The organism is Microbispora sp. H10836, from assembly GCF_012999525.1.
Taxonomy (GTDB): Bacteria; Actinomycetota; Actinomycetes; order Streptosporangiales; family Streptosporangiaceae; genus Microbispora.
Map to the genome: position 1 here is coordinate 99,844 of NZ_JABBWU010000024.1, position 20,702 is coordinate 120,545.

General features: G+C 72.0%; 24 protein-coding genes. 10 read left to right on the plus strand and 14 right to left on the minus strand.

Features of this window, described 5'->3' with window-relative positions; translation table 11 throughout:
- Positions 1 to 42 precede the first annotated feature (42 nt).
- The 3 genes from HHX30_RS33565 to sigE all read right to left on the minus strand — a co-directional run bounded on the left by HHX30_RS33565 (position 43) and on the right by sigE (position 2,682).
- Positions 43 to 1,386, minus strand: a complete 1,344-nt coding sequence (locus HHX30_RS33565) for a S1C family serine protease (protein WP_169987213.1) — start codon at positions 1,384 to 1,386, stop codon at positions 43 to 45.
- A 127-nt stretch (positions 1,387 to 1,513) separates the two neighbouring features.
- Positions 1,514 to 2,077: an anti-sigma factor gene (locus tag HHX30_RS33570; RefSeq protein ID WP_169987215.1), complete on the minus strand. Its 564-nt coding sequence runs from the start codon at positions 2,075 to 2,077 to the stop codon at positions 1,514 to 1,516.
- Positions 2,074 to 2,682: an RNA polymerase sigma factor SigE gene (gene sigE, locus HHX30_RS33575; protein WP_211593026.1), complete on the minus strand. Its 609-nt coding sequence runs from the start codon at positions 2,680 to 2,682 to the stop codon at positions 2,074 to 2,076. Before sigE ends, HHX30_RS33570 begins: the two co-directional genes overlap by 4 nt.
- A 185-nt stretch (positions 2,683 to 2,867) precedes the next feature.
- On the opposite strand from sigE, the gene HHX30_RS33580 reads away from it, so the two are divergent.
- The gene (locus HHX30_RS33580) at positions 2,868 to 3,497 is read left to right on the plus strand and encodes an O-methyltransferase (protein WP_169987219.1); all 630 of its coding nucleotides are present in this window, start codon (positions 2,868 to 2,870) and stop codon (positions 3,495 to 3,497) included.
- 22 nt (positions 3,498 to 3,519) lie between these two features.
- On the opposite strand, the gene HHX30_RS33585 is transcribed toward HHX30_RS33580, so the two are convergent.
- Both HHX30_RS33585 and HHX30_RS33590 read right to left on the minus strand, forming a co-directional pair.
- A complete protein-coding gene (locus tag HHX30_RS33585; protein ID WP_169987221.1) occupies positions 3,520 to 4,968 on the minus strand; it encodes a leucyl aminopeptidase in 1,449 nt (482 codons plus the stop codon).
- A 78-nt stretch (positions 4,969 to 5,046) separates the two neighbouring features.
- The gene (locus HHX30_RS33590) at positions 5,047 to 5,214 is read right to left on the minus strand and encodes a DUF3117 domain-containing protein (protein WP_076433904.1); all 168 of its coding nucleotides are present in this window, start codon (positions 5,212 to 5,214) and stop codon (positions 5,047 to 5,049) included.
- A 180-nt stretch (positions 5,215 to 5,394) separates the two neighbouring features.
- Between HHX30_RS33590 and HHX30_RS33595 the strand changes: the two genes are divergently transcribed.
- Positions 5,395 to 6,168 carry a PaaX family transcriptional regulator C-terminal domain-containing protein gene (locus tag HHX30_RS33595; RefSeq protein WP_169987223.1) on the plus strand — a complete coding sequence of 258 codons (774 nt, stop codon included), beginning with the start codon at positions 5,395 to 5,397 and terminating at the stop codon, positions 6,166 to 6,168.
- Positions 6,155 to 6,949, plus strand: coding sequence for an enoyl-CoA hydratase-related protein (locus tag HHX30_RS33600; protein WP_169987225.1), 795 nt, complete (start codon positions 6,155 to 6,157; stop codon positions 6,947 to 6,949). The genes HHX30_RS33595 and HHX30_RS33600 overlap by 14 nt, the downstream gene beginning before the upstream one ends.
- Positions 6,950 to 7,037: 88 nt before the next feature.
- Here the strand turns inward: HHX30_RS33600 and HHX30_RS33605 are convergent, their stop codons facing one another.
- Positions 7,038 to 7,616, minus strand: coding sequence for a DNA-3-methyladenine glycosylase I (locus tag HHX30_RS33605; RefSeq protein WP_311922976.1), 579 nt, complete (start codon positions 7,614 to 7,616; stop codon positions 7,038 to 7,040).
- A complete protein-coding gene (locus tag HHX30_RS33610) occupies positions 7,613 to 8,014 on the minus strand; it encodes a hypothetical protein (RefSeq protein ID WP_169987229.1) in 402 nt (133 codons plus the stop codon). The genes HHX30_RS33605 and HHX30_RS33610 overlap by 4 nt, the downstream gene beginning before the upstream one ends.
- Positions 8,015 to 8,057: 43 nt before the next feature.
- Here HHX30_RS33610 and HHX30_RS40950 point away from each other — a divergent pair, with 43 nt between their 5' ends.
- Positions 8,058 to 8,330, plus strand: coding sequence for a hypothetical protein (locus HHX30_RS40950; RefSeq protein WP_211592988.1), 273 nt, complete (start codon positions 8,058 to 8,060; stop codon positions 8,328 to 8,330).
- On the opposite strand, the gene HHX30_RS33620 is transcribed toward HHX30_RS40950, so the two are convergent.
- On the minus strand, positions 8,327 to 8,905 hold the full coding sequence (locus HHX30_RS33620; protein ID WP_169987231.1) for a TIGR00730 family Rossman fold protein: 579 nt from the start codon (positions 8,903 to 8,905) through the stop codon (positions 8,327 to 8,329). The genes HHX30_RS40950 and HHX30_RS33620 overlap by 4 nt on opposite strands.
- A 9-nt stretch (positions 8,906 to 8,914) precedes the next feature.
- On the minus strand, positions 8,915 to 9,661 hold the full coding sequence (locus HHX30_RS33625) for a TIGR00730 family Rossman fold protein (RefSeq protein ID WP_169987233.1): 747 nt from the start codon (positions 9,659 to 9,661) through the stop codon (positions 8,915 to 8,917).
- 122 nt (positions 9,662 to 9,783) lie between these two features.
- Between HHX30_RS33625 and HHX30_RS33630 the strand changes: the two genes are divergently transcribed.
- Positions 9,784 to 10,326, plus strand: a complete 543-nt coding sequence (locus HHX30_RS33630; RefSeq protein WP_169987235.1) for a hypothetical protein — start codon at positions 9,784 to 9,786, stop codon at positions 10,324 to 10,326.
- Between the two features lie 19 nt (positions 10,327 to 10,345).
- Positions 10,346 to 12,544 carry a bifunctional polysaccharide deacetylase/glycosyltransferase family 2 protein gene (locus tag HHX30_RS33635; protein ID WP_169987237.1) on the plus strand — a complete coding sequence of 733 codons (2,199 nt, stop codon included), beginning with the start codon at positions 10,346 to 10,348 and terminating at the stop codon, positions 12,542 to 12,544.
- Between the two features lie 75 nt (positions 12,545 to 12,619).
- Here the strand turns inward: HHX30_RS33635 and dapE are convergent, their stop codons facing one another.
- The 5 genes from dapE to fdxA are packed head-to-tail and all read right to left on the minus strand — an operon-like array spanning position 12,620 to position 16,616.
- On the minus strand, positions 12,620 to 13,675 hold the full coding sequence (gene dapE, locus HHX30_RS33640; protein ID WP_169987239.1) for a succinyl-diaminopimelate desuccinylase: 1,056 nt from the start codon (positions 13,673 to 13,675) through the stop codon (positions 12,620 to 12,622).
- 24 nt (positions 13,676 to 13,699) lie between these two features.
- A complete protein-coding gene (locus HHX30_RS33645) occupies positions 13,700 to 14,464 on the minus strand; it encodes a hypothetical protein (protein WP_211593028.1) in 765 nt (254 codons plus the stop codon).
- 57 nt (positions 14,465 to 14,521) lie between these two features.
- On the minus strand, positions 14,522 to 15,154 hold the full coding sequence (locus HHX30_RS33650; RefSeq protein ID WP_169987243.1) for a DUF4178 domain-containing protein: 633 nt from the start codon (positions 15,152 to 15,154) through the stop codon (positions 14,522 to 14,524).
- An 11-nt stretch (positions 15,155 to 15,165) separates the two neighbouring features.
- Positions 15,166 to 16,245, minus strand: a complete 1,080-nt coding sequence (gene dapC / locus HHX30_RS33655; RefSeq protein ID WP_169987245.1) for a succinyldiaminopimelate transaminase — start codon at positions 16,243 to 16,245, stop codon at positions 15,166 to 15,168.
- Between the two features lie 44 nt (positions 16,246 to 16,289).
- Complete coding sequence (gene fdxA / locus HHX30_RS33660) at positions 16,290 to 16,616, minus strand: ferredoxin (protein ID WP_030507471.1); 327 nt, start codon at positions 16,614 to 16,616, stop codon at positions 16,290 to 16,292.
- 94 nt (positions 16,617 to 16,710) lie between these two features.
- On the opposite strand from fdxA, the gene HHX30_RS33665 reads away from it, so the two are divergent.
- From HHX30_RS33665 to HHX30_RS33680, 4 genes are all read left to right on the plus strand, one after another.
- Complete coding sequence (locus HHX30_RS33665; RefSeq protein WP_396706218.1) at positions 16,711 to 16,947, plus strand: hypothetical protein; 237 nt, start codon at positions 16,711 to 16,713, stop codon at positions 16,945 to 16,947.
- A 102-nt stretch (positions 16,948 to 17,049) separates the two neighbouring features.
- The gene (locus tag HHX30_RS33670; protein ID WP_169987247.1) at positions 17,050 to 18,150 is read left to right on the plus strand and encodes an ABC transporter substrate-binding protein; all 1,101 of its coding nucleotides are present in this window, start codon (positions 17,050 to 17,052) and stop codon (positions 18,148 to 18,150) included.
- Positions 18,151 to 18,275: 125 nt separating this feature from the next.
- Complete coding sequence (locus tag HHX30_RS33675) at positions 18,276 to 19,052, plus strand: trans-aconitate 2-methyltransferase (RefSeq protein ID WP_169987249.1); 777 nt, start codon at positions 18,276 to 18,278, stop codon at positions 19,050 to 19,052.
- An 81-nt stretch (positions 19,053 to 19,133) separates the two neighbouring features.
- Complete coding sequence (locus tag HHX30_RS33680) at positions 19,134 to 20,699, plus strand: hypothetical protein (RefSeq protein ID WP_211592989.1); 1,566 nt, start codon at positions 19,134 to 19,136, stop codon at positions 20,697 to 20,699.
- The last annotated feature ends 3 nt before the right edge of the window (positions 20,700 to 20,702 follow it).

A 20,702-nucleotide genomic window follows, 5' to 3' on the forward strand; every position in this document is an offset into this window, starting at 1 on the left:
ACTAATGCCCGCGCCCCAAGCTGTGGACAGGTGATGGCCTGTTCACGAGGGACGTGCGCTGGGAACCGGTGCCGCGCCGACCGTGACCGTCGCCGTCCGCACCTCACCGTCGTGCCGGAACTTGATCCGCACCTTGTCGCCGGGGGCCTTGCTGCGGATGGTCACGATCAGCTCCCGGCTGTCGCCCACCGGCTGGCCGTCGACCTCGAGGATGACGTCCCCCGGGCGCAGCCCCGCCTTCGCGGCCGGTCCGCCGGGGGTGACCGGCAGGGCGCCCCCCGCCGTCTGGGTGGCGATCCGCACCCCCTGGCCCTGGTAGGTCTGGTCGATCGTGATGCCGATCCTGGAGGTACGGGCCGCCCCCGTGGTGATGAGCTCCTGGGCGATGCGGCGCACCTGGTTCACGGGGATCGCGAAGCCGAGGCCGATACTGCCGGACTGCTGGCCCAGCAGGGAGCCGCCGACCGTGGCGATCGCCGAGTTCACCCCGATCACCTCGCCCGAGGCGTTGACCAGGGGGCCGCCCGAGTTGCCGGGGTTGATGGCGGCGTCCGTCTGGATCGCGTTGATGAGCGCGTAGTCGGACCCGGTGCTGCCGCCCGCCTCGACGGGACGGTTGAGCGAGCTGATGATGCCGGTGGTGACCGTGCCGCTCAGGCCGAGGGGCGAACCGACCGCGATGACCGGGTCGCCGACGACCGCGCCGTCGGAGTTGCCGAGAGGGAGCTCCGGCGCTCTGATGGGCGCGTCGGGCTTAACCACCGCGATGTCGGAGTTCGGGTCGCGGCCGACGACTCGCGCGCCCGAGGAGGTGCGGTCGTTGTAGCGGACGCGGATCTCACCCACCTGTCCCGCGACGGCCACGACGTGGTTGTTGGTGACGATGTAGCCGCCCTTGATGACGAAGCCCGAGCCGGTGCCGGCCTCGCTGTTGCCCTTGACCTCCAGCGAGACCACGCTGGGCAGGACCTTGGCGGCCACCCCCGCCACCGACCCCGGCGGACGGGCCGTGGGCTGCTTCGACGGCGCGCTGAGCGAGTATCCGGGGTCGATGCCGGATGCCGGACGGGTCAGCAGGAAGGTCCCCCAGCTCGCCACCCCGCCCGCCACGAGCGCGATGACCACGGCCAGGGCGGCGTACAACGCGATGTTGGGGCCGCGCGGCTCGCTCTGCGCAGCGGCGGGATACAGCGGCGGCGGCGCCCAGCCGGGACCCATGCCGTACGCGCCGGTGGGCGGCGGAGGGCCGCCCGGGGCGGTCTCCTGCCCGGGAGTGCCCCACGGGCCCGGAGACGGCTCCTGGGAGGGCTCCTGAGGGGGCTCCTCGCCCGCGGGAAGGAACTCGGGCCGGTCCGACGCGCCGAAGGAACGCGTGTTGTCGGTCATCGCGGCACTCACTCCTCGCGCCCGGGGTCATCCGCTGGCAGCCACGCGGTACCGGCACCATGCCGGAAACCCTGAGGACAACGGCACACGACGGCTGCGGTGTCCGATCGTATGCCGTCTCCTCGGCTCAGCGCGAAAGCCCCCTGGTGACGCTCGGTGACGGGCTGGGCGACACGCTCACCACGGGCGCCCTGTTCTGGGCGGGATGCTGTACGAACATCTGCCCGGGCGTCGGATTCGGGGTGGCGGTGGATCCGCCGGCCATGAGCATGGTGCCGAGGGCGACGGCGGCGCCGGCCATTCCCACGGCGACGTATCCCGCGCGTCTGATCCTGCCGGGCCGCCCGGGGCCCGATCGTCCGCCGTCCCTGCCCCTGGGCCGGTTGTCCATCGGCCCGGCGGCGTGCATTCCGGGAAGCCGCCCGGCGCCGAAGGCCGGATGGTCGGGAAAGGGCCGCATCCGCGGCGGCAACGGCCCTCCCGGCTCCGCCATCCGCAGCAGCGACATGGTGAGGTCCGCCGGCATCGCGGGCGGGTCCATGGACCGCAGACGGGTCTTCAGCGCCCGCATCGCCTCGACCTCCGCGCGGCAGTCCGCGCAGAACGTCAGGTGCGCGAGCGCGCGTTCTCGCTCGTTGTGACTGAGTTCGCCGTCGATGAGCGCGGAGACGCGCTCGCCAAGATGACTCACAGTCCCTCCCTGCTGAATGAAGGGGGGGTTTGATCGCCGTTCCGGTTCGCCGAGGGCGCCCGGTGGTCGAGCGCCTCCCGCAGTTGGGCGCGGCCGCGGTGGATGCGGCTGCGCACCGTGCCGAGTTTCACGCCGAGCGTCGCGGCGATCTCCTCGTAGGACAGTCCCTCGATGTCGCACAGCACCACGGCCGCCCGGAACTCCGGCGCCAGGGCGTCGAGCGCGGCCTGGATGTCGGGCTCCAGGTGCGCGTCGTCGTACGCCTGCGCCGGGGACGGTTCACGCCCGTGCAGCCGCTCGGCGGCGTCGTCCGCGAGTCCCTCGAAGCGGATGCGCTGCTTGCGCCGCGCCATGTCGAGGAAGAGGTTCGTCGTGATCCGGTGCAGCCACCCCTCGAACGTGCCCGGGGTGTAGCTCGACAGGGACCGGAAGACCCGGACGAAGACCTCCTGAGTGAGGTCCTCGGCGTCGTGGACGTTGCCCGTCAGCCGATAGGCCAGCCGGTAGACCCGGGCGGAATGAGTTCGGACGACCTCCTCCCATGTGGGAGGCGTCCAGTCGGACACCGAAGTCTCCGCCTGGTGGTCGTGCTCGTCCACCGGCATTCCTCTCTGCAGGATCGTCGCTACAGCCATAGTGCCTGGTTTCGCCCCTTCCTGCGCACCGCGGGCCGAGCGGTCTCGAACAAAGACCGTTCAAAGCGTGCAACGTCCCCGTTGTGGCGTGAGTTCCCGTTCCGGTCCGACTCCCCTAGGCTGCGACCAAGATGAAGCAGGGGAGGGAGAGGCCGATGGCGACACCGGCCAGCCTGGAGTACGCGGAGGAGTTCGTCCCGGAGGACGACATCCTGCGGACCGCGCGCCGGCGGGGCATCGAGGTCGGGGCGCACCCGATCCTGCCCGGGTGCGGAGCGGCGCTCTGCTTCCTCGCCACCGTGGTGAACGCGCGCTCGGTGGTGGAGGTCGGCACCGGGTGCGGGGTCTCCGGCCTGTGGCTGCTGCGCGGGATGCGCCCGGACGGCACGCTCACCAGCGTGGACGTGGAGCCGGAGCACCAGCGCATGGCGCGCCAGACGTTCGCGGAGGCCGGGTTCTCCGGCAGCCGGATCCGCCTGATCGGCGGCCGCGCGCTCGACGTGCTCCCCCGCCTCGCCGACGGCGGCTACGACATGGTCTTCTGCGACGCGGCCAAGCAGGAGTACATCGACTACCTCACCGAGTCGGTACGGCTCCTGCGCCAGGGCGGGGTCGTGGTCTTCTGCGACGCCTTCTGCGGCGACCAGGTGGCCGACCCGACCCAGCGCGACCCGGACACCGTCGCCATCCGGGAGCTGGGCAAGCTCGTCAGGAACGACGAGCGGCTGCGCCCGCTGATGCTGCCGCTCGGCTCCGGCCTGCTGGCCGCCGTGAAGCTGACCTGAGGCACACCGCCCTGAGCGGGCGTCAGGCGGTCAGATAACGCAGGAGCAGGCGGACGCCGAAGCCGGTGCCGCCCTTGGTGATCTCCCCCTCGTCCGAGCCGGCCCGCGCGGGCCCCGCGATGTCCAGGTGCGCCCAGGGACGCTCGCCGGTGAACTCGCGCAGGAACAGCGCCGCGGCGATCGACCCGGCCGCGCCCGACATCGCCTTGTCGACGTTGGCCAGGTCGGCCACGTCGGAGTCGAGCATCCCGCGGTAGTCCTCGACGAGCGGCATCCGCCACAGCCGTTCCCCGCTGGCCTCACCGGCGTCGACCAGCGCGGCGGCCAGCGAGTCGTCGGTCGAATAGACGGCCGCGAGCGACTGGCCGAGCGCGACCTTGGCCGCCCCGGTCAGCGTCGCGATGTCGACGACGACGTCCGGGTCCAGCTCGGCGTCCGCGTACGCCAGCGCGTCGGCCAGCACCAGACGGCCCTCGGCGTCGGTGTTCAGCACCTCGACGGTGCGCCCGCCGTACTGGGTGATGACGTCCCCGGGCCGCTGCGCCGAGCCCGAGATGGAGTTCTCCGCGCACGCCACGAGGCCGGTGACCCGCACCGGCGCCTCGAAGGCCGCCAGCGCGCTCATCGCGGCGATGACGGCGGCGCCGCCCGCCATGTCCGTCTTCATCGCCTTCATGCCCTCGGTGGGCTTCAGGGACAGGCCGCCGGTGTCGAACGTGATGCCCTTGCCGGCGAGCACCACGTGGGCGCGCGGGTTCTCCGGCGTGTAGGAGAGCTGCACCAGCCGCGGCGGGCTGATCGACCCCTGCCCGACCGCCCTGATGCCGCCGAACTCGCCGAGCTCGGACTCCTCCCACACCCGTACGGCGAGCCCGGACTCGGCCGCGACCGCCTTCGCCTGGTCGGCGAGCCACGCGGGCGTCTTCACCGAGGACGGGGTGTTGACGAGGTCGCGGGCGAGCGCGGTGGCCCGCGCGACCGCCTCGCCGCGCTTCAGCTCCCGCTCGTCCCCGCCGACGAAGACGATCTCCCCCACCGGCTTGGTGCGGCCGTTGCCGATCGTGAACGTGTACGCCGCGAGCAGCGCCCCCTCGACCAGGGCGGCGGCCTCCCCCTCGGACGGGACGACGACCGACAGCGAGGCACGGCCCTTCGCCCGCCTCGCGACGGACGCCCCGGCCTTGCGCAGCGCGGCGGCCGAGCCGTCGCCGGTGCCGTACAGCAGGACGCGGCGGACGGCGCCGTCCCTTGCCACCGGCACCTCCACGACCTCGCCGGGCTCCCCCTTGGCCTCGTAGTGCGCGAGCAGCGCGTCCACCGGCACGGGCGACTCGAGCCAGGGCGCCGCGGCAGGGGTCAGATCGGGGCCGAAAGGCACGGCCACCAGGTCGGCGTCCGGCGCGGGCCCGGCACCCCGACTATCGTGAGCACCTCGAGGACCGGCGAGCACCGGCGTGGTCTCGATGGGCACGTCCACCTCCAACAGGGCGGCCCCGGGGCGGGATCACCCGCCGCCAGGGCCGTGAATCGAACAGGTCGGCTGATCAGATCAGCCGACCACCTTCTTCAGCGCGTCACCGAGGGCGCTGGCCTCGTCCGCGGACAGCTCCACGACGAGTCGGCCGCCACCTTCGAGAGGGACCCGCATGACGATGCCCCGTCCTTCCTTGGTGACCTCCAGCGGACCGTCACCGGTCCGCGGCTTCATCGCCGCCATGCGTGTATCCCTTCCCGCGTTGTCGGCCGCCCCGGAGGGTAACCGGCGTATTCACGTTTCTGTGATGTTCTATTATCCCGCCTCCGAGCTCAAAAAGGTAACGGCCCGGCTCCGGTCAGTGGATCAATGCGGGGCGGCACGCGTTGTGGACGGACCGGACGTGACCCCACACTGGGTGGGGTGAACGCCCGAGCCGCGCTTTTCGATCTCTATGGGGACCACCTTCGCACCCGTGGCGGCCGCGCCTCCGTGGCCGCGCTCGTGAGGCTGCTCGCGCCGCTCGACATCGCGGCGCCTGCCGTGAGGACCGCGATATCCCGCATGGTCAGGCAGGGCTGGCTCGACCCCGTACGGCTGCCGCAGGGACCGGGGTACGCGGTCACCCCGAAGTGCGAACGCAGGCTCGACGAGACGGCGGCCCGCGTCTACCGCGGGGGCGACGCACCGTGGGCCGGGCGCTGGCACGTCCTGGTGCTCGACCCGGTCAGGGACCGGGCACGGCGCGAGCGACTCCGTGCCGACCTCGCCTTCCTTGGATACGCGCCGCTGTCGGAGACGACCTGGATCGGCCCTCGGCCCTCGCCGGAACTCGACGCGTTGCGGGTGCCCGGCCATCGGTTCGACGCCGCGTACGAGGGCGACCCGCGTGACCTGCTCGCCCGCGCGTGGGACCTGGACGCCATCGGCGACGCGTACGAGGATTGGCTGGCCAGCGCGGCCGACCTGGTCGGCTCGCTGCCGGACGACGCCCCGGACGACCGGGTCTTCGCCGTCCGCAGCAGACTGGTGCACGGCTGGCGCAACTTCCTGTTCCGCGACCCCGGACTGCCCGCCGATCTGCTGCCGCCGGGCTGGCCGGGCGACAAGGCCCGCGCCTTCTTCGAGCAGGAGGCCGCGCGGCTGCTGCCCGCCGCCGCCGCGTTCGTGGACCGCACACTGAATGGAGCCACCTGAGATGACCGTGACCTACGACGTCGACGAAGCCGTCGCCACGATCACGCTGAACCGCCCCGACGCGATGAACTCGCTGACCGTCGCGATGAAGACCGACCTGCTCGCGGCCGTGCGGCGCGCCGCGGACGACGCGTCGGCGCGGGCCGTGCTCCTCACCGGCGCGGGCCGGGCCTTCTGCGCGGGACAGGACCTGCGCGAGCACGCCGACAACCTCGACCGGGGTCTCGGGCTGGCGAACACCGTGCGCGAGCACTACAACCCGATCGTGCTGGCCATCGCCACGATGGGCAAGCCCGTCGTGGCCGCCGTCAACGGGGTCGCCGCGGGGGCGGGCGCCTCCCTGGCGTTCGCGTGCGACTTCCGGGTGGCGGCGGAGGGCGCCAGGTTCTCGATGGCGTTCACCGGGATCGGGCTCGCGCCCGACTCGGGCGCGTCGTGGACCCTGCAGCGGCTCGTCGGTCCCGCGCGCGCCCGGGAGATGCTGCTGCTCGGCGACGTCGTGGACGCCGCCAGGGCCCTGGAGCTCGGCCTGGTCGCCGAGGTGGTGCCGGCCGACCGGCTGGCGTCCGCCGCCCGCGACCTCGCCGTACGGCTCGCGCAGGGGCCCACGCGGGCGTACGCCGCCACGAAGGCGGCGCTGGACCACGCGGCGTCCTGCTCCCTCGCCGACGCGCTGGAGCGGGAGGCGGAGCTTCAGGACGAGTGCGCGGCCACCGCCGACCACGCGGCGGCGACCAAGGCGTTCCTCAACAAGGACAGGCCTGCCTTCGAAGGCCGATAGGCGCTTCGAAGCAAGCAAACACAGCGAAGGCCGATAGGCGCTTCGAAGCAAGCAAGCACAGCGAAGGCCGGTAGGCGCTTCGATGGCGTCAAACACGGCGCAGGGCGCTGACGGCCTCTCGGACGTGGCAGTCGGCCACATGGTCGTTGACCAGGCCGATGGCCTGCATCAGGGCGTACGCCGTGGTGGGCCCGACGAAGCGGAAGCCGTGTCTCTTGAGTTCCTTGGCCAGCGCCGTGGAGCCGGCGGTGCTGGCCGGGACGTCGGCGAGGGTGGCGGGCACCCGCCCGGGCTCCTCGGCGTACCGCCACACCAGCGCCGACAGCCCGCCCGGCACCTCCAGAGCGGCGCGGGCGTTGGCGACGGCCGCCTCGATCTTGGCGCGGTTGCGCACGATGCCGGTGTCGGCGAGCAGCCGCTCCACGTCGCTCTCGCCGAAGGCCGCCACCGCCGGGATGGAGAACCCGGCGAACCCCTTGCGGAAGTTATCCCGCTTGCGCAGGATCGTCAGCCACGACAGGCCGGACTGGAACGCCTCCAGGGTGATCCGTTCGAAGACCAGGTCGTCTCCGCGGACCGGACGGCCCCACTCCTCGTCGTGGTAGGCGACGTAGTCGGACGTCGTGCCCGCCCACCCGCAGCGGACCAGCCCGTCGTCCGCCGTCACCACGCCTCCTCAGCCTCGGCGCGGTCACGCTCGGCCCGGCTCTCGTCGGCGTCGTCGGTCTGCTCCGCCTCGGCCTGGCGCGTTTCCTGACGCACCTGCGGCCGGGCGTACGATAACTCGGCCACGCGCTGCTCCAGCACGGCGATGCGGGTGTCACGCTCCCCCAGCGCGACCGAGACACGGTGCAGGGTCTCGTCGACCGCCTGGGTGCTGTAGCCCACGAAGCCGATGGGGAGCTGAAGCGCGATCAGGTCGGCGGAGGTCACCTGGCCGGCCGCGGGCAGATCGAGCGGCGGCGTGTCAGGGGGGAACTCCGCCATCTCGCCGCCGTGTCCCAACGAGACCATGACCACGCAGACGATCACGGCGAGCCCGGCGATGACGAGTACGACCAGCACATACGAATCGTGCCACAACTCTCCGGCGTGCGAGCATGGAAGCATGACGCGCGTGATCGGACCCGACGACGAGACCGAGCCCGGCTGGGTCGAGGCCGCCTCGCTGCCGGAGGTGTCCGCGCTGGCCCGGGCGGGACGCACCGTCGTGGTGACGCTCCCCGGCGACGAGACCGAGGCCGTCGCGGCCGCCGCGGCGTTCGCCTGGGCGGGCGCGAGCGTCTTCCGGACGTCCCACGACGTACGGCAGGCCCTCGACATGACCGAGGCCCTGCTGGGCCGCAGGCCCCCCGCCCTGACCCGCCGCGGCCTCGCCTAGCTCTCGCCGAGTTCCTCGCCCGTGGGGCTGAGGCGGAGCGCGGGGCGCTCGATCATGTCGAGCGCCTCCTCCACCGTGGTCGCCCACGAGATCGCGTCGAACACGTTCGGCCGGGTGAAGCCCTGCTCGTACATGCCGTCGACCAGGTCGCGCAGCGGCCCGTACAGGCCCCACGGGTCGAGGACGACCAGCGGCCGTTCGTGCAGGCCGAGCACCCGGGTGGTCCAGATCTCGAACAGCTCCTCCAGCGTGCCGATGCCGCCGGGAAGCACGAGGAAGGCGTCGGACCTGGCGTCCATGACGCCCTTGCGCTCGCGCATGTCCGCGGTGACGATCAGCTCGCCGGAGGCGGTGTCGGCGATCTCGACGTCGACCAGGGCCTGGGGGATCACCCCGACGGTGTGACCGCCGCCGGCCCGGACGGCCCGGGCGACCTCGCCCATGCAGGAGACGATCGCGCCGCCGCTGACGAGGCCGTGGCCGCGGTGGGCCAGTTCCGTCCCCACCTCCCGGGCGAGGTCGAGGTACTTGCGGTCGATCTTCTGGCTGGACGAGCAGTACACACAGACGAACACAGGGCAACCCTACTGAGTGGCGGCCCGCCGGTCGGCCTCCACGATGATCCGCACGGCCTCGTCGGGGTCGTCGGTGACCGAGATCAGGTCGACGTCCTGCGGCGAGATCTTCCCGGTGGCCACCAGCGTGTCGCGGATCCAGTCGATCAGCGGCGACCAGAACGCGACACCCATCATGATCACCGGGAAGTAGGTGACCTTCCGCGTCTGGACCAGAGTCAGCGCCTCGAACAGCTCGTCGAGCGTTCCGAAGCCGCCGGGCAGGGCCACGAACCCGCTGGCGTACTTGACGAACATCGTCTTGCGCACGAAGAAGTAGCGGAACTCGATGCCGAGGTCCACATAGTCGTTCATGCCCTGCTCGTGCGGCAGCTCGATGCCGAGGCCGACCGAGACGCCACCGGCTTCGAGGGTGCCCTTGTTGGCCGCCTCCATCACTCCGGGGCCGCCGCCGGTGATCACCGCGTAGCCGGCCTTGGCGAGCGCCGAGCCGACCTTCACCCCGAGTTCGTACTCGGGGCTGTCGGGACCGGTGCGGGCCGAGCCGAAGACGGTCACGGCGGGGGGAAGCTCGGCGAGGGCGCCGAAGCCCTCGACGAACTCGGACTGGATGCGCAGCACCCGCCAGGGATCCTCGTGCAGCCAGCCGGTGGGACCGCGGCGGTCGAGCAGGCGCTGGTCGTGGGTGGATTCGGGGACGAGGCCGCCGCGGACCAGGGACGGACCCTGCCGGCGTTCGGGTCGGGTGTGGTTCATGACGGTCACGCTAACGGTCGGAATCGGTAACGGTGCAAGTCACGCGAAGTACCCGATTAGTTATGCCCCAAACGTCATATTGCGTCCCAATGATCAGCCCAGCCTCAATAGCATCGGAGCCCGTGAGAGAGCCACACCCCACAAGCACAGCCGTCTTCGTCGACCACAGCGGACGCAGGAGCAAGGTGCTGACCGTCACCGCGATCGTCACCGGGGTGCTGGTCATGGCTCTCACGGTGACTCTGCTGGTCGGCGTGCTCGGAGGCATGGTCGGCGGCTCCGGGCTCCCCGCTCTGAACTGGCCGGGGCAGGCTGGCCGACCGGACGCGGCGCATCCGCAGCCGCGCTCGCCCAGCCCCTCCCGCTCACCGAACACGAGCACCTCCGCCCAGCCTCCGGCGCCGACGCCCGCCGCCCGCCCCACGCGGACGGCCACCTCGCCCGTCGCTCGGCCGTCCGCCTCCCGGCCGCCCCGCGCGTCCGCCTCCCCATCCTCCGCCCCGTCCCGCCTCCCCTCCTCGGTGCCGACCCGGCGGCCCTCGCCGTCCGAGACGGCGGAACCACCTGCGGAACCGTCGCCCGAGCTCACGGAAGCGCCGGCGGCGAACCCCGGCCACGGCGGCACACCGCCGGGTCAGGTCGACCGGACGCGCGGACCCAGGTGAAGAGGGTGAGCACACGGTGATGGCAGGACGACGCGGCAAGCGGGCCGACCCCCGCGGCCACTGGTTCCTCGTGGCGATCGCGGCCCTGCTGACGACCGGCGCGCTGATGCTCAACGGCTTCGCGCACAACGTCGTCGGCGAGACGCACGCGCCCCCTGCCGCGGGCGAGGAGCACTCCGCCGAACTCGACCGGGTGCGCTCGGGCGGGCCGGTCGTGAACGCTTCGGGGCCGCACCCTCGCAGCGTACGGCCGGCCGCCCGGACGGTCGCGCTGACCTTCGACGACGGCCCCGACCCGAAGTGGACCCCTCGGATCCTCGACGTGCTGCGCAGGCACGGTGCCAAGGCGACCTTCTTCGTGGTGGGCGCCCACGCGGCCGAGCACCCCGAGCTGGTCCGCAGGATCCTCGCGGAGGGTCACGAGCTCGGCAACCACACCTACACCCACGCCGACCTGACGACCGCCCGGGTCTGGCGCACCCGGCTGGAGATGTCCCTCACACAGAAGGTCCTCGCGGGCACGACGGGGGTGCACACGCGCCTGGCGCGCCTGCCGTACTCCTCCTCGCCGTCGGCGGTCGGCGGCGCCCAGCTCGCGGCCATGCACGCACTCGGGGACGAGGGATACCTGGTGGCACTCACCGACCTCGACTCGCGGGACTGGAGCCGTCCCGCCGTCGACCGGATGGTGAGGGACACGCTCCCGCGCCGTGGCCGGGGCGCGGTGGTCATGTTCCACGACGCCGGAGGCGATCGGAGCCGGACCGTGGCCGCCGTCGACGCCTTGCTGGACGCGCTGAAGAAAAGGGGCTACTCGGCCACCACACTCACGAAGGCCGCCGGGCTGCCCTCGGCCCACACACCCGCCGGGACCATCGAGCGCTTCCTCGGGAGCGTTCTCGCCGTCGCCCAGCGGGTCTCGGCCGTCTTCACCGGCTCACTGGGCTGGATCCTCTCCGTCGCCGGGGTGCTCACCCTCGCCCGCCTGGCGTTCTTCGTCTCGCTGGCCTGGGTCCACGCCCGCAGGACCCGCCGCAGGCGCCCGGAGAACACCCCCAGGCGCAGGCGCGACCGCGTTCCCGTATGGCCGGCCCCTCCGGCCGTGTCCGTGATCGTCCCCGCGTACAACGAGGAGGCGGGGATCGAGGCGACCGTCCGCTCACTCGTGACGACGGACTACCCGGGGCAGATCGAGGTGCTGGTCGTGGACGACGGCTCCAGCGACCGCACGGCGGAGATCGCCGCCTCGCTGAATCTGCCCGGCGTACGCGTCATCCGTCAGCCCAACGGCGGCAAGCCCGCCGCGCTCAACACCGGCATCGCCCACGCCTCACATGACATCCTGATCATGGTGGACGGCGACACCGTCTTCGAGCCGTCGACCATCGGGAACCTCATCCGACCGCTCGCCGACCCCTCGGTGGGCGCGGTCAGCGGCAACACGAAGGTCGGCAACCGCCGCGGCATGATCGGCCGGTGGCAGCACATCGAGTACGTCATCGGGTTCAATCTCGACCGGCGCGCCTTCGACCTGCTCGGCTGCATGGCGACGGTGCCAGGCGCGATCGGCGCCTTCCGCCGGCAGGCGCTGCTGTCGGTCGGCGGCGTCAGCCTCGACACCCTCGCCGAGGACACCGACCTCACGATGGCGATCTGCCGGTCGGGCTGGCGGGTCGTCTACGAGGAGCGGGCCCGGGCGTGGACCGAGGCGCCCACCTCGCTGCGACAACTGTGGCGCCAGCGTTACCGCTGGTGCTACGGCACCCTGCAGGCGATGTGGAAGCACCGCGGGGCGGTGCTGGAGCGAGGACCCTTCGGCCGCCGGTGCCTCGGGTATCTCACGCTCTTCCAGGTGATCCTGCCGCTGCTGGCCCCGGTCGTCGACATCATGGCCGTCTACAGCGTGGCGGTGGCAGACCCGCTGCCCGTCGTCGCGGTGTGGGCCGGATTCGTCACCGCCCAGGCCCTCAGCGGGTGGTACGCGCTGCGTCTGGACGGAGAACGGGCGTCGGCGCTGTGGGTGCTCCCCCTGCAGCAGTTCGTCTACCGGCAGCTGATGTACCTGGTGGTCATCCAGTCCGTCGCCACGGCCGTTCTCGGGGTGCGCCTGCGCTGGCACACCGTCCGGCGGGAGGGCACCTTCAACACTCTGAAGAATCTTGAAAACATTCCCGCGAACGTGGAACCGGTCTTCGCCGAGGCTCCGTCTAAGAAATGAGGGTGCTGCTCGGGACGAAAGTGGCTTTCCCCGCCAAATGGCCGGCGAGGAGAGCCACTTTCTTCTATCTACGGGTTATTCGGTCAGCCAGGCCGTCATGCGGCGCTCGCTCTCGACGATCTTGGCCAGGCTCACGTTCTCCCCGGCCGTGTGCGCGATGTCGGGGTTGCCCGGGCCACAGTTGACGGCGGGCATGCCGAGGGCAGAGAACCGCGCGACGTCGGTCCAGCCGAGCTTGGCCCGGGGCGTGCCGCCGATCGCGGCCGCGAACGCCGCGGCGACCGGGTGGGTCAGCCCGGGCCGCGCGCCCGGCGCGCCGTCGGTGAGGCGCACGTCGAAACCGTCGAAGACCTCCTGGACGTGGGCGAACGCCTCCTCCAGGGTGCGGTCGGGGGCGAAGCGGTAGTTCACGGTCACCACGCACTCGTCCGGGATCACGTTCCCGGCGACCCCGCCGCGTACGCCCACCGCGTTGAGCCCCTCGCGGAACCGGAGGCCGTCCACCATCGGGCTCCGCGCCTCGTAGCCGGAAAGGATCTCCAGGATCGGCGCGATGCCGTGGATGGCGTTGACGCCCTCCCACGACCTGGCGCTGTGCGCCCGCACGCCCTTCACCGTGATGTCGGCCCGCAGCGTGCCCTGGCAGCCGCCCTCGATGAGCCCGTCGGTCGGCTCCATCACGACCGCGAAGTCACCCGTGATCCACTCGGGGTGGGTGCGGGTGAGCCGCAGCAGGCCGCTCCGCTCGGCCTCGACCTCCTCGCAGTCGTAGAAGACGAAGGTGAGGTCGCGGTTCGGCGCGGCCAGCAGGCAGAGCTTGAGCTGGACGGCCACGCCGCTCTTCATGTCGGAGGTGCCGCATCCGTGCAGCACGCCGTCCTCGACCCTGCTGGGCAGGTTGCCCGCCACCGGGACCGTGTCGATATGCCCGGCGATCACCACGCGCTCGGCCCGGCCGAGATCGGTGCGCGCCACCACGGCGTCGCCGTCCCGCAGCACCGTCAGGTGCGGCAGCGGAACGAGCGCCTCCTCGATGGCGTCGGCCAGCGCCTTCTCCGCGCCGCTCACCGATTCGATGTCCACCAGTCGCGCCGTCAGCGCGCCCACGTCCTGGGCAAGGTCAAGCCGCATGCCACCCGACCTTAACCGACCGGTTCACGCTATCTGCACGGTGGCGACGGGCTTGGCGTCCTTGCGCCAGCCGTCGTGCCCGCTGGCGGCCGTCCAGGTGACGCCCTCGAAGCGCACCTGGCGCAGGTGGTACTTCTGGGCGTGGGTGACATACCAGGCGGCCACCAGCCAGCCGCGCTTGGGCGCGGAGTCCGTCCCGAGCGCGCGCACGAGCTGCTTGCGCGCGGCCTCCGGCTGCGGCGAGACCGGCTTGTCCGAGGGCGGGTACCAGCAGTGGACGGCCTGGGGCACGCGCCCGATGAACGCCGCCGAAAGGATCTTGGCGGACTGCTCGTGTTCGGCGTAGGCCGAACCGTCGGCGGAGCGCTGCACGGCCTGCGCCGCCTCGTGCAGCGGCAGGGTCCGGTAGTGCTTCACCTTCTCCAGGGCGGCGAAGAACTTCCGCGTCGCGTAGACGGGGTCCTGCAACTGCTCGGCCGTCCCCCAGCCCTGTGAGGGCCGCTGCTGGAAGACGCCCACCGAGTCGCGGTCGCCGTACGGCAGGTTGGCCAGCTTGGACTCCTGGATCGCCGTGACGTAGGCGATCTGGAGGGCGCGCTCGGGCAGCTTGCGCCGCACGGCGACGGCCGCGATGGTGGCGGCGACCTGGGCCTGCTCGATGTCGATGTCGAGCGTGCCGTCGGAGGTCTCGACGACGCAGTGTTCGCCCAGAGCGAACGGCTCGGTCCGCTTCAGCAGATGGTAGGCGCCGTAGAAGATGGCCGCGCCCAGCAGGACGACGATGACCATGACGGTCACGACAGGTTTGGTAAGGCGCCGTTCCACGAAGCGAACCTACCCCGGTGATCAGGGCAGCCGATCCACCCGGACCGAACCGGGGGTGAGCGGGCGGGCGTAGGACGCCTCCCACTGACCACCCTGGACACGCTGGAACGACAGCAGGCGGCCGTCGCCCGCCCGGTAGTCGGCGAAGTCGAGCAGGCCGCGCTCGGGCAGCCCGGTCGTCCCCTCGGAGCGGAAGGCGGCCGTGCCGCGCTCGATCGGGGAGAACTCGACACCGTCCACGATCAGCATGTGCTTGGCCGGCACCATGCCCTGGGTCGGCACGTCGGTCCACAGCAGGACCTCCAGGTGGAGGGGTCCGCCCTCCTCGCCCGGCCGCTCCTCGACCGACAGCCAGTTGTAGCGCCGGGCGCCCTCGTCCAGCAGGTACTCCGTCCACTTCTCGCCCTGCATGGTGCAGTGCAGGGCGCCGGTCGCCCGGTAGCGGGCGGCATCCACGTAGACGATGTCCCCCACCCTGATCGTGCGGGGGTCGAAGAAGTCGGGGTCCGCCGCGGGGTCAGGCGGCGAGGACCCTTCCACGGGGGCGGGCGGGGTGCGGACGGGCCGGCGCGCCCGGGTGCGCCGGGCCGCGGCGAAGACGCCCAGCACGACGACCGTGGCAAGGCTCAGCACGATCACGATCGCTGTCGTCATGGCGCGCGATCCTACTGGAGGCGGCTGACCGCCGCATCGACGCGCTCGTCCGTCGCGGTGACGGCGATGCGGACGTGGCCACGCCCGGCGTCGCCGTAGAACTCGCCCGGCGCGACGAGGATTCCCCTGTCGGCCAGGGCGCGCACCTGGTCCCAGCAGCCGGAGCCGTTCGTGGCCCACAGGTAGAGCCCCGCGGCCGAGTGCTCGACCCGCCAGCCGGCCCGCTCCAGCGCGGGCCGCAGCACCGCCCTGCGCCGGGCGTACCGCTCGCGCTGCTCGTCGGCGTGCGCGTCGTCGTCCAGCACGGCCGCCGTCGCGGCCTGGACCGGGGCGGGCATCATCATGCCGGCGTGCTTGCGCACCTCCAGCAACCGCCGTACGAGCCGGGGGTCGCCGGTGACGAAGCCCGCGCGGTATCCGGCGAAGTTCGACCGCTTCGACAGCGAGTGGACCGCGAGCAGGTTCTCGTGGGAGCCCTCGCACACGTCCGGATGGAGGACGGAGACCGGGTGCTGCTCCCAGCCCAGCTCGATGTAGCACTCGTCTGACGCGACGACCGCGCCGCGCTCGCGCGCCCACGCGACGACCTTGCGCAGGTGCTCGGCGGGCAGGACGCGCCCGGTGGGGTTGGACGGCGAGTTGACCCAGACGAGCGGGACCCGCTCCGGGCCCAGCGCGAGGAGCCCGTCGGACGCGTAGGGCTCGGCCCCGGCCAGCCTCGCGCCCACGTCGTACGTGGGATAGGCGAGCTCGGGGAAGACCACGCGGTCGCCGGGGCGCACGCCGAGCAGCGTCGGCAGCCAGGCCACCAGTTCCTTGGAGCCGATGGTCGGCAGCACGTCGCCGGGATCGACCGTGACGCCGTGCCGCCGCCGCAGCCAGCCCGCGGCCGCCTCACGCAGCCGCGGCGTGCCGTACGTCAGGGGATAGCCGGGGCTGTCGGCGGCGGCGGCGAGCGCGTCGCGGGCGACCGGGGGAACCGGGTCGACCGGCGTGCCGACCGAGAGGTCGACGATCCCGCCGGGATGCGCCCGCGCCAGGTCCTGATAGGGCACGAGCCGATCCCATGGGAAGTCCGGCAACGCAAGCAAAGAAAATCCCCCAGTCGTCACGGACCACGCCGGTCAGGCGTCGGTCAGTGGTCCTCACCCTGCGGCGGGAGCGCCGCGACCAGCGGGTGGTCCTTGTTGATCTTGCCGACCTTCGAGGCGCCGCCGGGCGAGCCCAGCTCCTCGAAGAAATCGACGTTGGCCTTGTAGAAGTCCTTCCACTGCTCGGGAAGGTCGTCTTCGTAGAAAATCGCCTCTACGGGGCACACCGGCTCGCACGCACCGCAGTCCACGCACTCGTCGGGGTGGATGTAGAGCATGCGTTCGCCCTCGTAGATGCAATCGACGGGGCATTCCTCGATGCACGCCTTGTCCAGGACGTCCACGCAAGGCTGCGCGATGACGTACGTCACCTCGGGCTCCTTCTGGGTTGCACGGCTCGACCGCGGGTTGCTAGCCCTAGTATTGCGGTGCCTGCCGACTAGCCGGAACAGGAGGGGGGCAATCGTGGTGGCCCCTCGGCTCGGAGCCCGTCTCGTGGTCGCCGTCACCCCCGCCGACGTGGGCAAACGGGTGACGACGCGGCGCAGGGTGCCCGGTGGGTACCGGGACGCGGTCGGCGTGTTGGAGTCCTGGCACGATGGGGTGCTCATCGTGCGGAAGCGGGACGGAAGCCTCGTGGAGATCGCCGAGGACACCCTGGCCGCCGCCAAGATCGTGCCGCCCGCGCCGCCCGCCCGGTAATCCCCGCGCCCGGTAATCGGCGTGCATGGTGCGGACGCCGACTCGGTAATCCCCCAGCGCGCCGACGCGAACGGCCCCCGCGACGCGGGGAGCATACGCGGCGTGACCATACGTGCCTGCGTCGTGACGATCTCCTCGGCGGCGATCCTCCTGTCCGCGGCCTCCGCGTGCTCGAAGCCGTCGTCGCCGTCCTCGTCGGACAAGCCGCTGCCTCCTCTGAACCCTCGCGCCGACAGCCTGGAGTCCGGGTTCGGGACCATGGACAGGCTCGTCGACGCGGCCAAGAAGGAGGGCGCGCTCACCGTCGTGGGCCTGCCGGGCGGCTGGGTGGGCTACAAGGAGATCATCGCCAGGTTCTCCGACAAGTACGGCATCAAGGTGACCTCGATCGTGCCGGAGGCGAGCAGCAAGCAGGAGATCGAAACCGCGGCCAGGCTGAAGGGGACCAAGCAGGCGCCGGACGTCTTCGACCTCACCCTGGAGGTCGCGGTCGCCAACGCCAAGCTCTTCGCGCCCTACCGGGTGACCGGCTGGCCGGACATCCCCGACGACGTCAAGGAGCAGAGGGGACGCTGGTTCGCCGCCTACGGCGGCTACATGTCGATCGGCTACGACCCGCGGAAGGTGCCCGCCCCCGCGTCGTACGGCGCGCTGGCCAGGCCCGGGACCGTGGTGGCGCTGCCGGGCGACCCGCGCCGGGTGGCGTCGGCGTTCGACGCCGTGATGGCCGCCTCGCTCGGCAAAGGACTGCCGGACGCCGCGCGGGGCGTGAACCTGTTCGCGCGGCTGAAGAAGGGCGGCATGCTCGGCCGGCCCGACCAGGCGACCGCCGTGGTGGACTGGGACTTCATGAACGCGGCGCGGGCGGCCTCCGGGCGCGGCGCCGCGGCCTGGCGGGTGACGATCCCCAAGAACGAGGTGCTCGCCTCCTACTACATGCAGGCGGTCAGCGCCGAGGCGCCGCACCCCGCCGCCGCACGGCTCTGGGAGGAGTTCCTGCTGTCCGACGAGGGTCAGAACCTCTTCCTCAAGGCGTTCGCCCGCCCCGCCCGCCTCGAGGCGATGGAGATGCGCGACACGCTGGACGGGGACGCCGCCGCCAGGCTGCCCGAGGTGTCCGGCGACCCGGTCATCCTGAGCGTCCCCGAGCAGGACCAGGCCAAGTCGTACGTGGCCGCGAACTGGGCCCGGATGGTCGGCTGAGCCACCTGATCTCGCGGGGGCGACGGAAGCCGTAAAGTGTGTCGTCAGCCCAGCAGTCTCACAAGTCGGCATGAGACTGCGGCAATCCCGACACAGGGCACCACGTGTCAGAATGCGAGCCGATCTTGAGGTACGAAACTCCCAGTCTCACCCGATGGAACGCTCGCGCCTACGACAGCTCCTTCGGCTACGTCTCCGCTCACGGCGCCCCGCTGGTGGAACTGCTCGACCCTCGCCCCGGTGAGCGCGTGCTCGACCTCGGATGCGGCACCGGCGTGCTCACCGCCGACATCGCCAGGCGCGGCGCCCACGTGCTGGGCATCGACGGCTCCCACTCCATGATCGAGCAGGCCATCGCGCACCATCCCGGACTCGACTTCACCGTGGGCGACGGTTACGACTTCACCGTCGCCCAGCCGTACGACGCGGTCTTCTCGAACGCGGCCCTGCACTGGATGAGCCGCGACCCCGACGCGGTGATCGACTGCGTGCGGGAGGCGCTGCGGCCGGGCGGCCGGTTCGTCGCCGAGATGGGCGGCGCGGGCAACTGCGCGGCCCTGACCGCCGCCGTGTTCACCGCCTGGCGCGAGTACGGCCTGCGCGAGCCCGAGCTGCCGTGGTACTTCCCCAGCCCCGCCGAGTACGCCCTCCGCCTGGAGAAGGGCGGCTTCACGGTCCGGCTGCTGGAGTATTTCGACCGCCCCACTCCCCTCGACGAGTGCCCGAACGGCGCGGCCGACTGGGTCCGCATGTTCGCCGGATCGCTGCTCGACCGGGTTCCCCCGGCGGCCGTGGAGCCGCTGCTGCGCCGGGTCAACGAACTGGCCGCCCCCGCCCTGCGCCGGGAGACCGGCTGGATGGCCGACTACGTCCGCCTCCGCTTCGCGGCCGAACGCCGCTGAGTCGCGTGCACCCCGAACCTCCACCACAGCGGGGGCGATTTGCCAGACTATGGACTGGTCTCTGTGAGTGATGAGGAAAGCATGAACTTCTGCCTGAGTGACCTCGTGCCACCGCTGCGCTGGAGTGACGCTGCCCGTATCACCGCGCTGACCGACCGGCCCGGCCTGCCGGACGCCTGGTGGCGGACGCTGCCCCTGCACCGCGTGCTCGCCGTCCTGGGCGCCGAGGCGCTCGGCGACCTGCTCACCGGGCTCGCGCTCGACCACTGGCCGGCGGCGGCCGTCGGCGACGTGCTGCCCGCGCTGCACGTGATGGACCCTGACGAGGCCGACGACCCCCAGGTCGCGATCGCGCTCGACCGGGCGGGGTCGTGGCACGGCCTGCTCGCGCTGTCCGGCCGGGAGCTCGCCGACCAACCGTTCGTCAAGGCCCGGCCCGTGCTGACGGCCCTCTTCACCGCCGTGTTCTTACAGATGTCCCCCGAAGAGACCGCCCCCGAAGAGACGCCCCCGGAAGAGGCGCCCCCGGAGGAGGTGGCCCCGGAGGAGGTGGCCGAGCCGGCTCTGGAAGAGGACCTGCCCGCGCTGATCGACGCGGCGTTCGGCGACCTGGACGACCAGACCTGGATGGTGGCGCAGAACCGGGTCTTCACCGGCGAGCCGTCCGCGCCCGAGCAACTGGCCAAACTGCTGGCCGTCCCTCCCGCCGTCATCCACGAGTTGGAAGCGGCCCTGCGCGACCGGCTGTCGCGCTGGCTCGCGCTGCCCGCGGCGACGCCGTACAACGAGCACCTGGCCCGTCTCGCCGACGAGCTCGGAGCCGCGGTCCCGAAGGCGCGGTTCGTCGCGGCGGCCGGGTGGCACGAGCGCGAACTGCGCTCGCTGGAGGTGCCCGCCTGGCGGTTCGTGCTCGCCACGCTCCCCGGCCACCGCCTCTCCGGCGACTGGCTCGTGGCCGGCGACATCGAGGAACTGCGGGAGAAGACGCGGAACCTGATCGCCTCGGCCGAGCGCCCGCCGACCGTCTCCCAGGCACTGGAGATGATCTCCTCTCTCGGCGTACGTCCCGACGTGGCACGGCAGTGGCTGGAGAGCGTGCCGCAACTACGCGCCCAGAAGGCGGACCGGCAGCAGAGCGGGCTCAAGGACGTGGCGCTGACCCGGCGGTGTTTCCGGCAGCCGGACGGCAGGTGGTGGCTCAGGGTGGACGTGTCCGGCCGGCACCTCGACGGTGTCGAGGTGCCGCTGCCGAGCGGGTTCGCCGCCTACATCGGCCTCGCGCCGGGCGACGACCGCACGGTGCACAGCGCGGCCGGCGAGGTCGGACTCTCCTGGCGCGCGCGGCCGGCGCTGAGCTCCCTCCAGCGGATTCTCAGCGAGATCTCCGCGGAGGAGGGCAGCCACATCTTCCTGACCCTGTCCGAGGAGGGCATGCTGCGCGTACGGCACCTGCCCGCCGCCGACGGCGGCGACCAGGCGAGCCGGGCCCTGCGCCTGGTGGGCTACACCACGCCGAGCGACTCGCCCGAGCAGGCGGAGCAGGTGATCGCGACGCGCGTCGGCCTCACCGGAGCCGTCGAGCGGCCGGAACTCCTCGCGCGGCTGCGTGAACGCGGGGACCGCGACCTGCTGACCCTGCTGGGATAGCCC

Bases quoted from the DNA above. Each gene is read 5' to 3' on its own strand.
- dapE (WP_169987239.1), bottom strand. From the start codon at position 13,675: ATGCGGCTTGACCTTGCCCAGGACGTGGGCGCGCTGACGGCGCGACTG.
- HHX30_RS33590 (WP_076433904.1), bottom strand. From the start codon at position 5,214: ATGGCGGCGATGAAGCCGCGGACCGGTGACGGTCCGCTGGAGGTCACC.
- HHX30_RS33680 (WP_211592989.1), top strand. From the start codon at position 19,134: ATGAACTTCTGCCTGAGTGACCTCGTGCCACCGCTGCGCTGGAGTGAC.
- HHX30_RS33625 (WP_169987233.1), bottom strand. From the start codon at position 9,661: ATGAACCACACCCGACCCGAACGCCGGCAGGGTCCGTCCCTGGTCCGC.
- HHX30_RS40950 (WP_211592988.1), top strand. From the start codon at position 8,058: ATGACGCGCGTGATCGGACCCGACGACGAGACCGAGCCCGGCTGGGTC.
- sigE (WP_211593026.1), bottom strand. From the start codon at position 2,682: ATGCCGGTGGACGAGCACGACCACCAGGCGGAGACTTCGGTGTCCGAC.
- HHX30_RS33600 (WP_169987225.1), top strand. From the start codon at position 6,155: ATGGAGCCACCTGAGATGACCGTGACCTACGACGTCGACGAAGCCGTC.
- HHX30_RS33645 (WP_211593028.1), bottom strand. From the start codon at position 14,464: ATGGTCATCGTCGTCCTGCTGGGCGCGGCCATCTTCTACGGCGCCTAC.
- HHX30_RS33650 (WP_169987243.1), bottom strand. From the start codon at position 15,154: ATGACGACAGCGATCGTGATCGTGCTGAGCCTTGCCACGGTCGTCGTG.
- HHX30_RS33635 (WP_169987237.1), top strand. From the start codon at position 10,346: ATGGCAGGACGACGCGGCAAGCGGGCCGACCCCCGCGGCCACTGGTTC.
- HHX30_RS33565 (WP_169987213.1), bottom strand. From the start codon at position 1,386: ATGACCGACAACACGCGTTCCTTCGGCGCGTCGGACCGGCCCGAGTTC.
- HHX30_RS33580 (WP_169987219.1), top strand. From the start codon at position 2,868: ATGGCGACACCGGCCAGCCTGGAGTACGCGGAGGAGTTCGTCCCGGAG.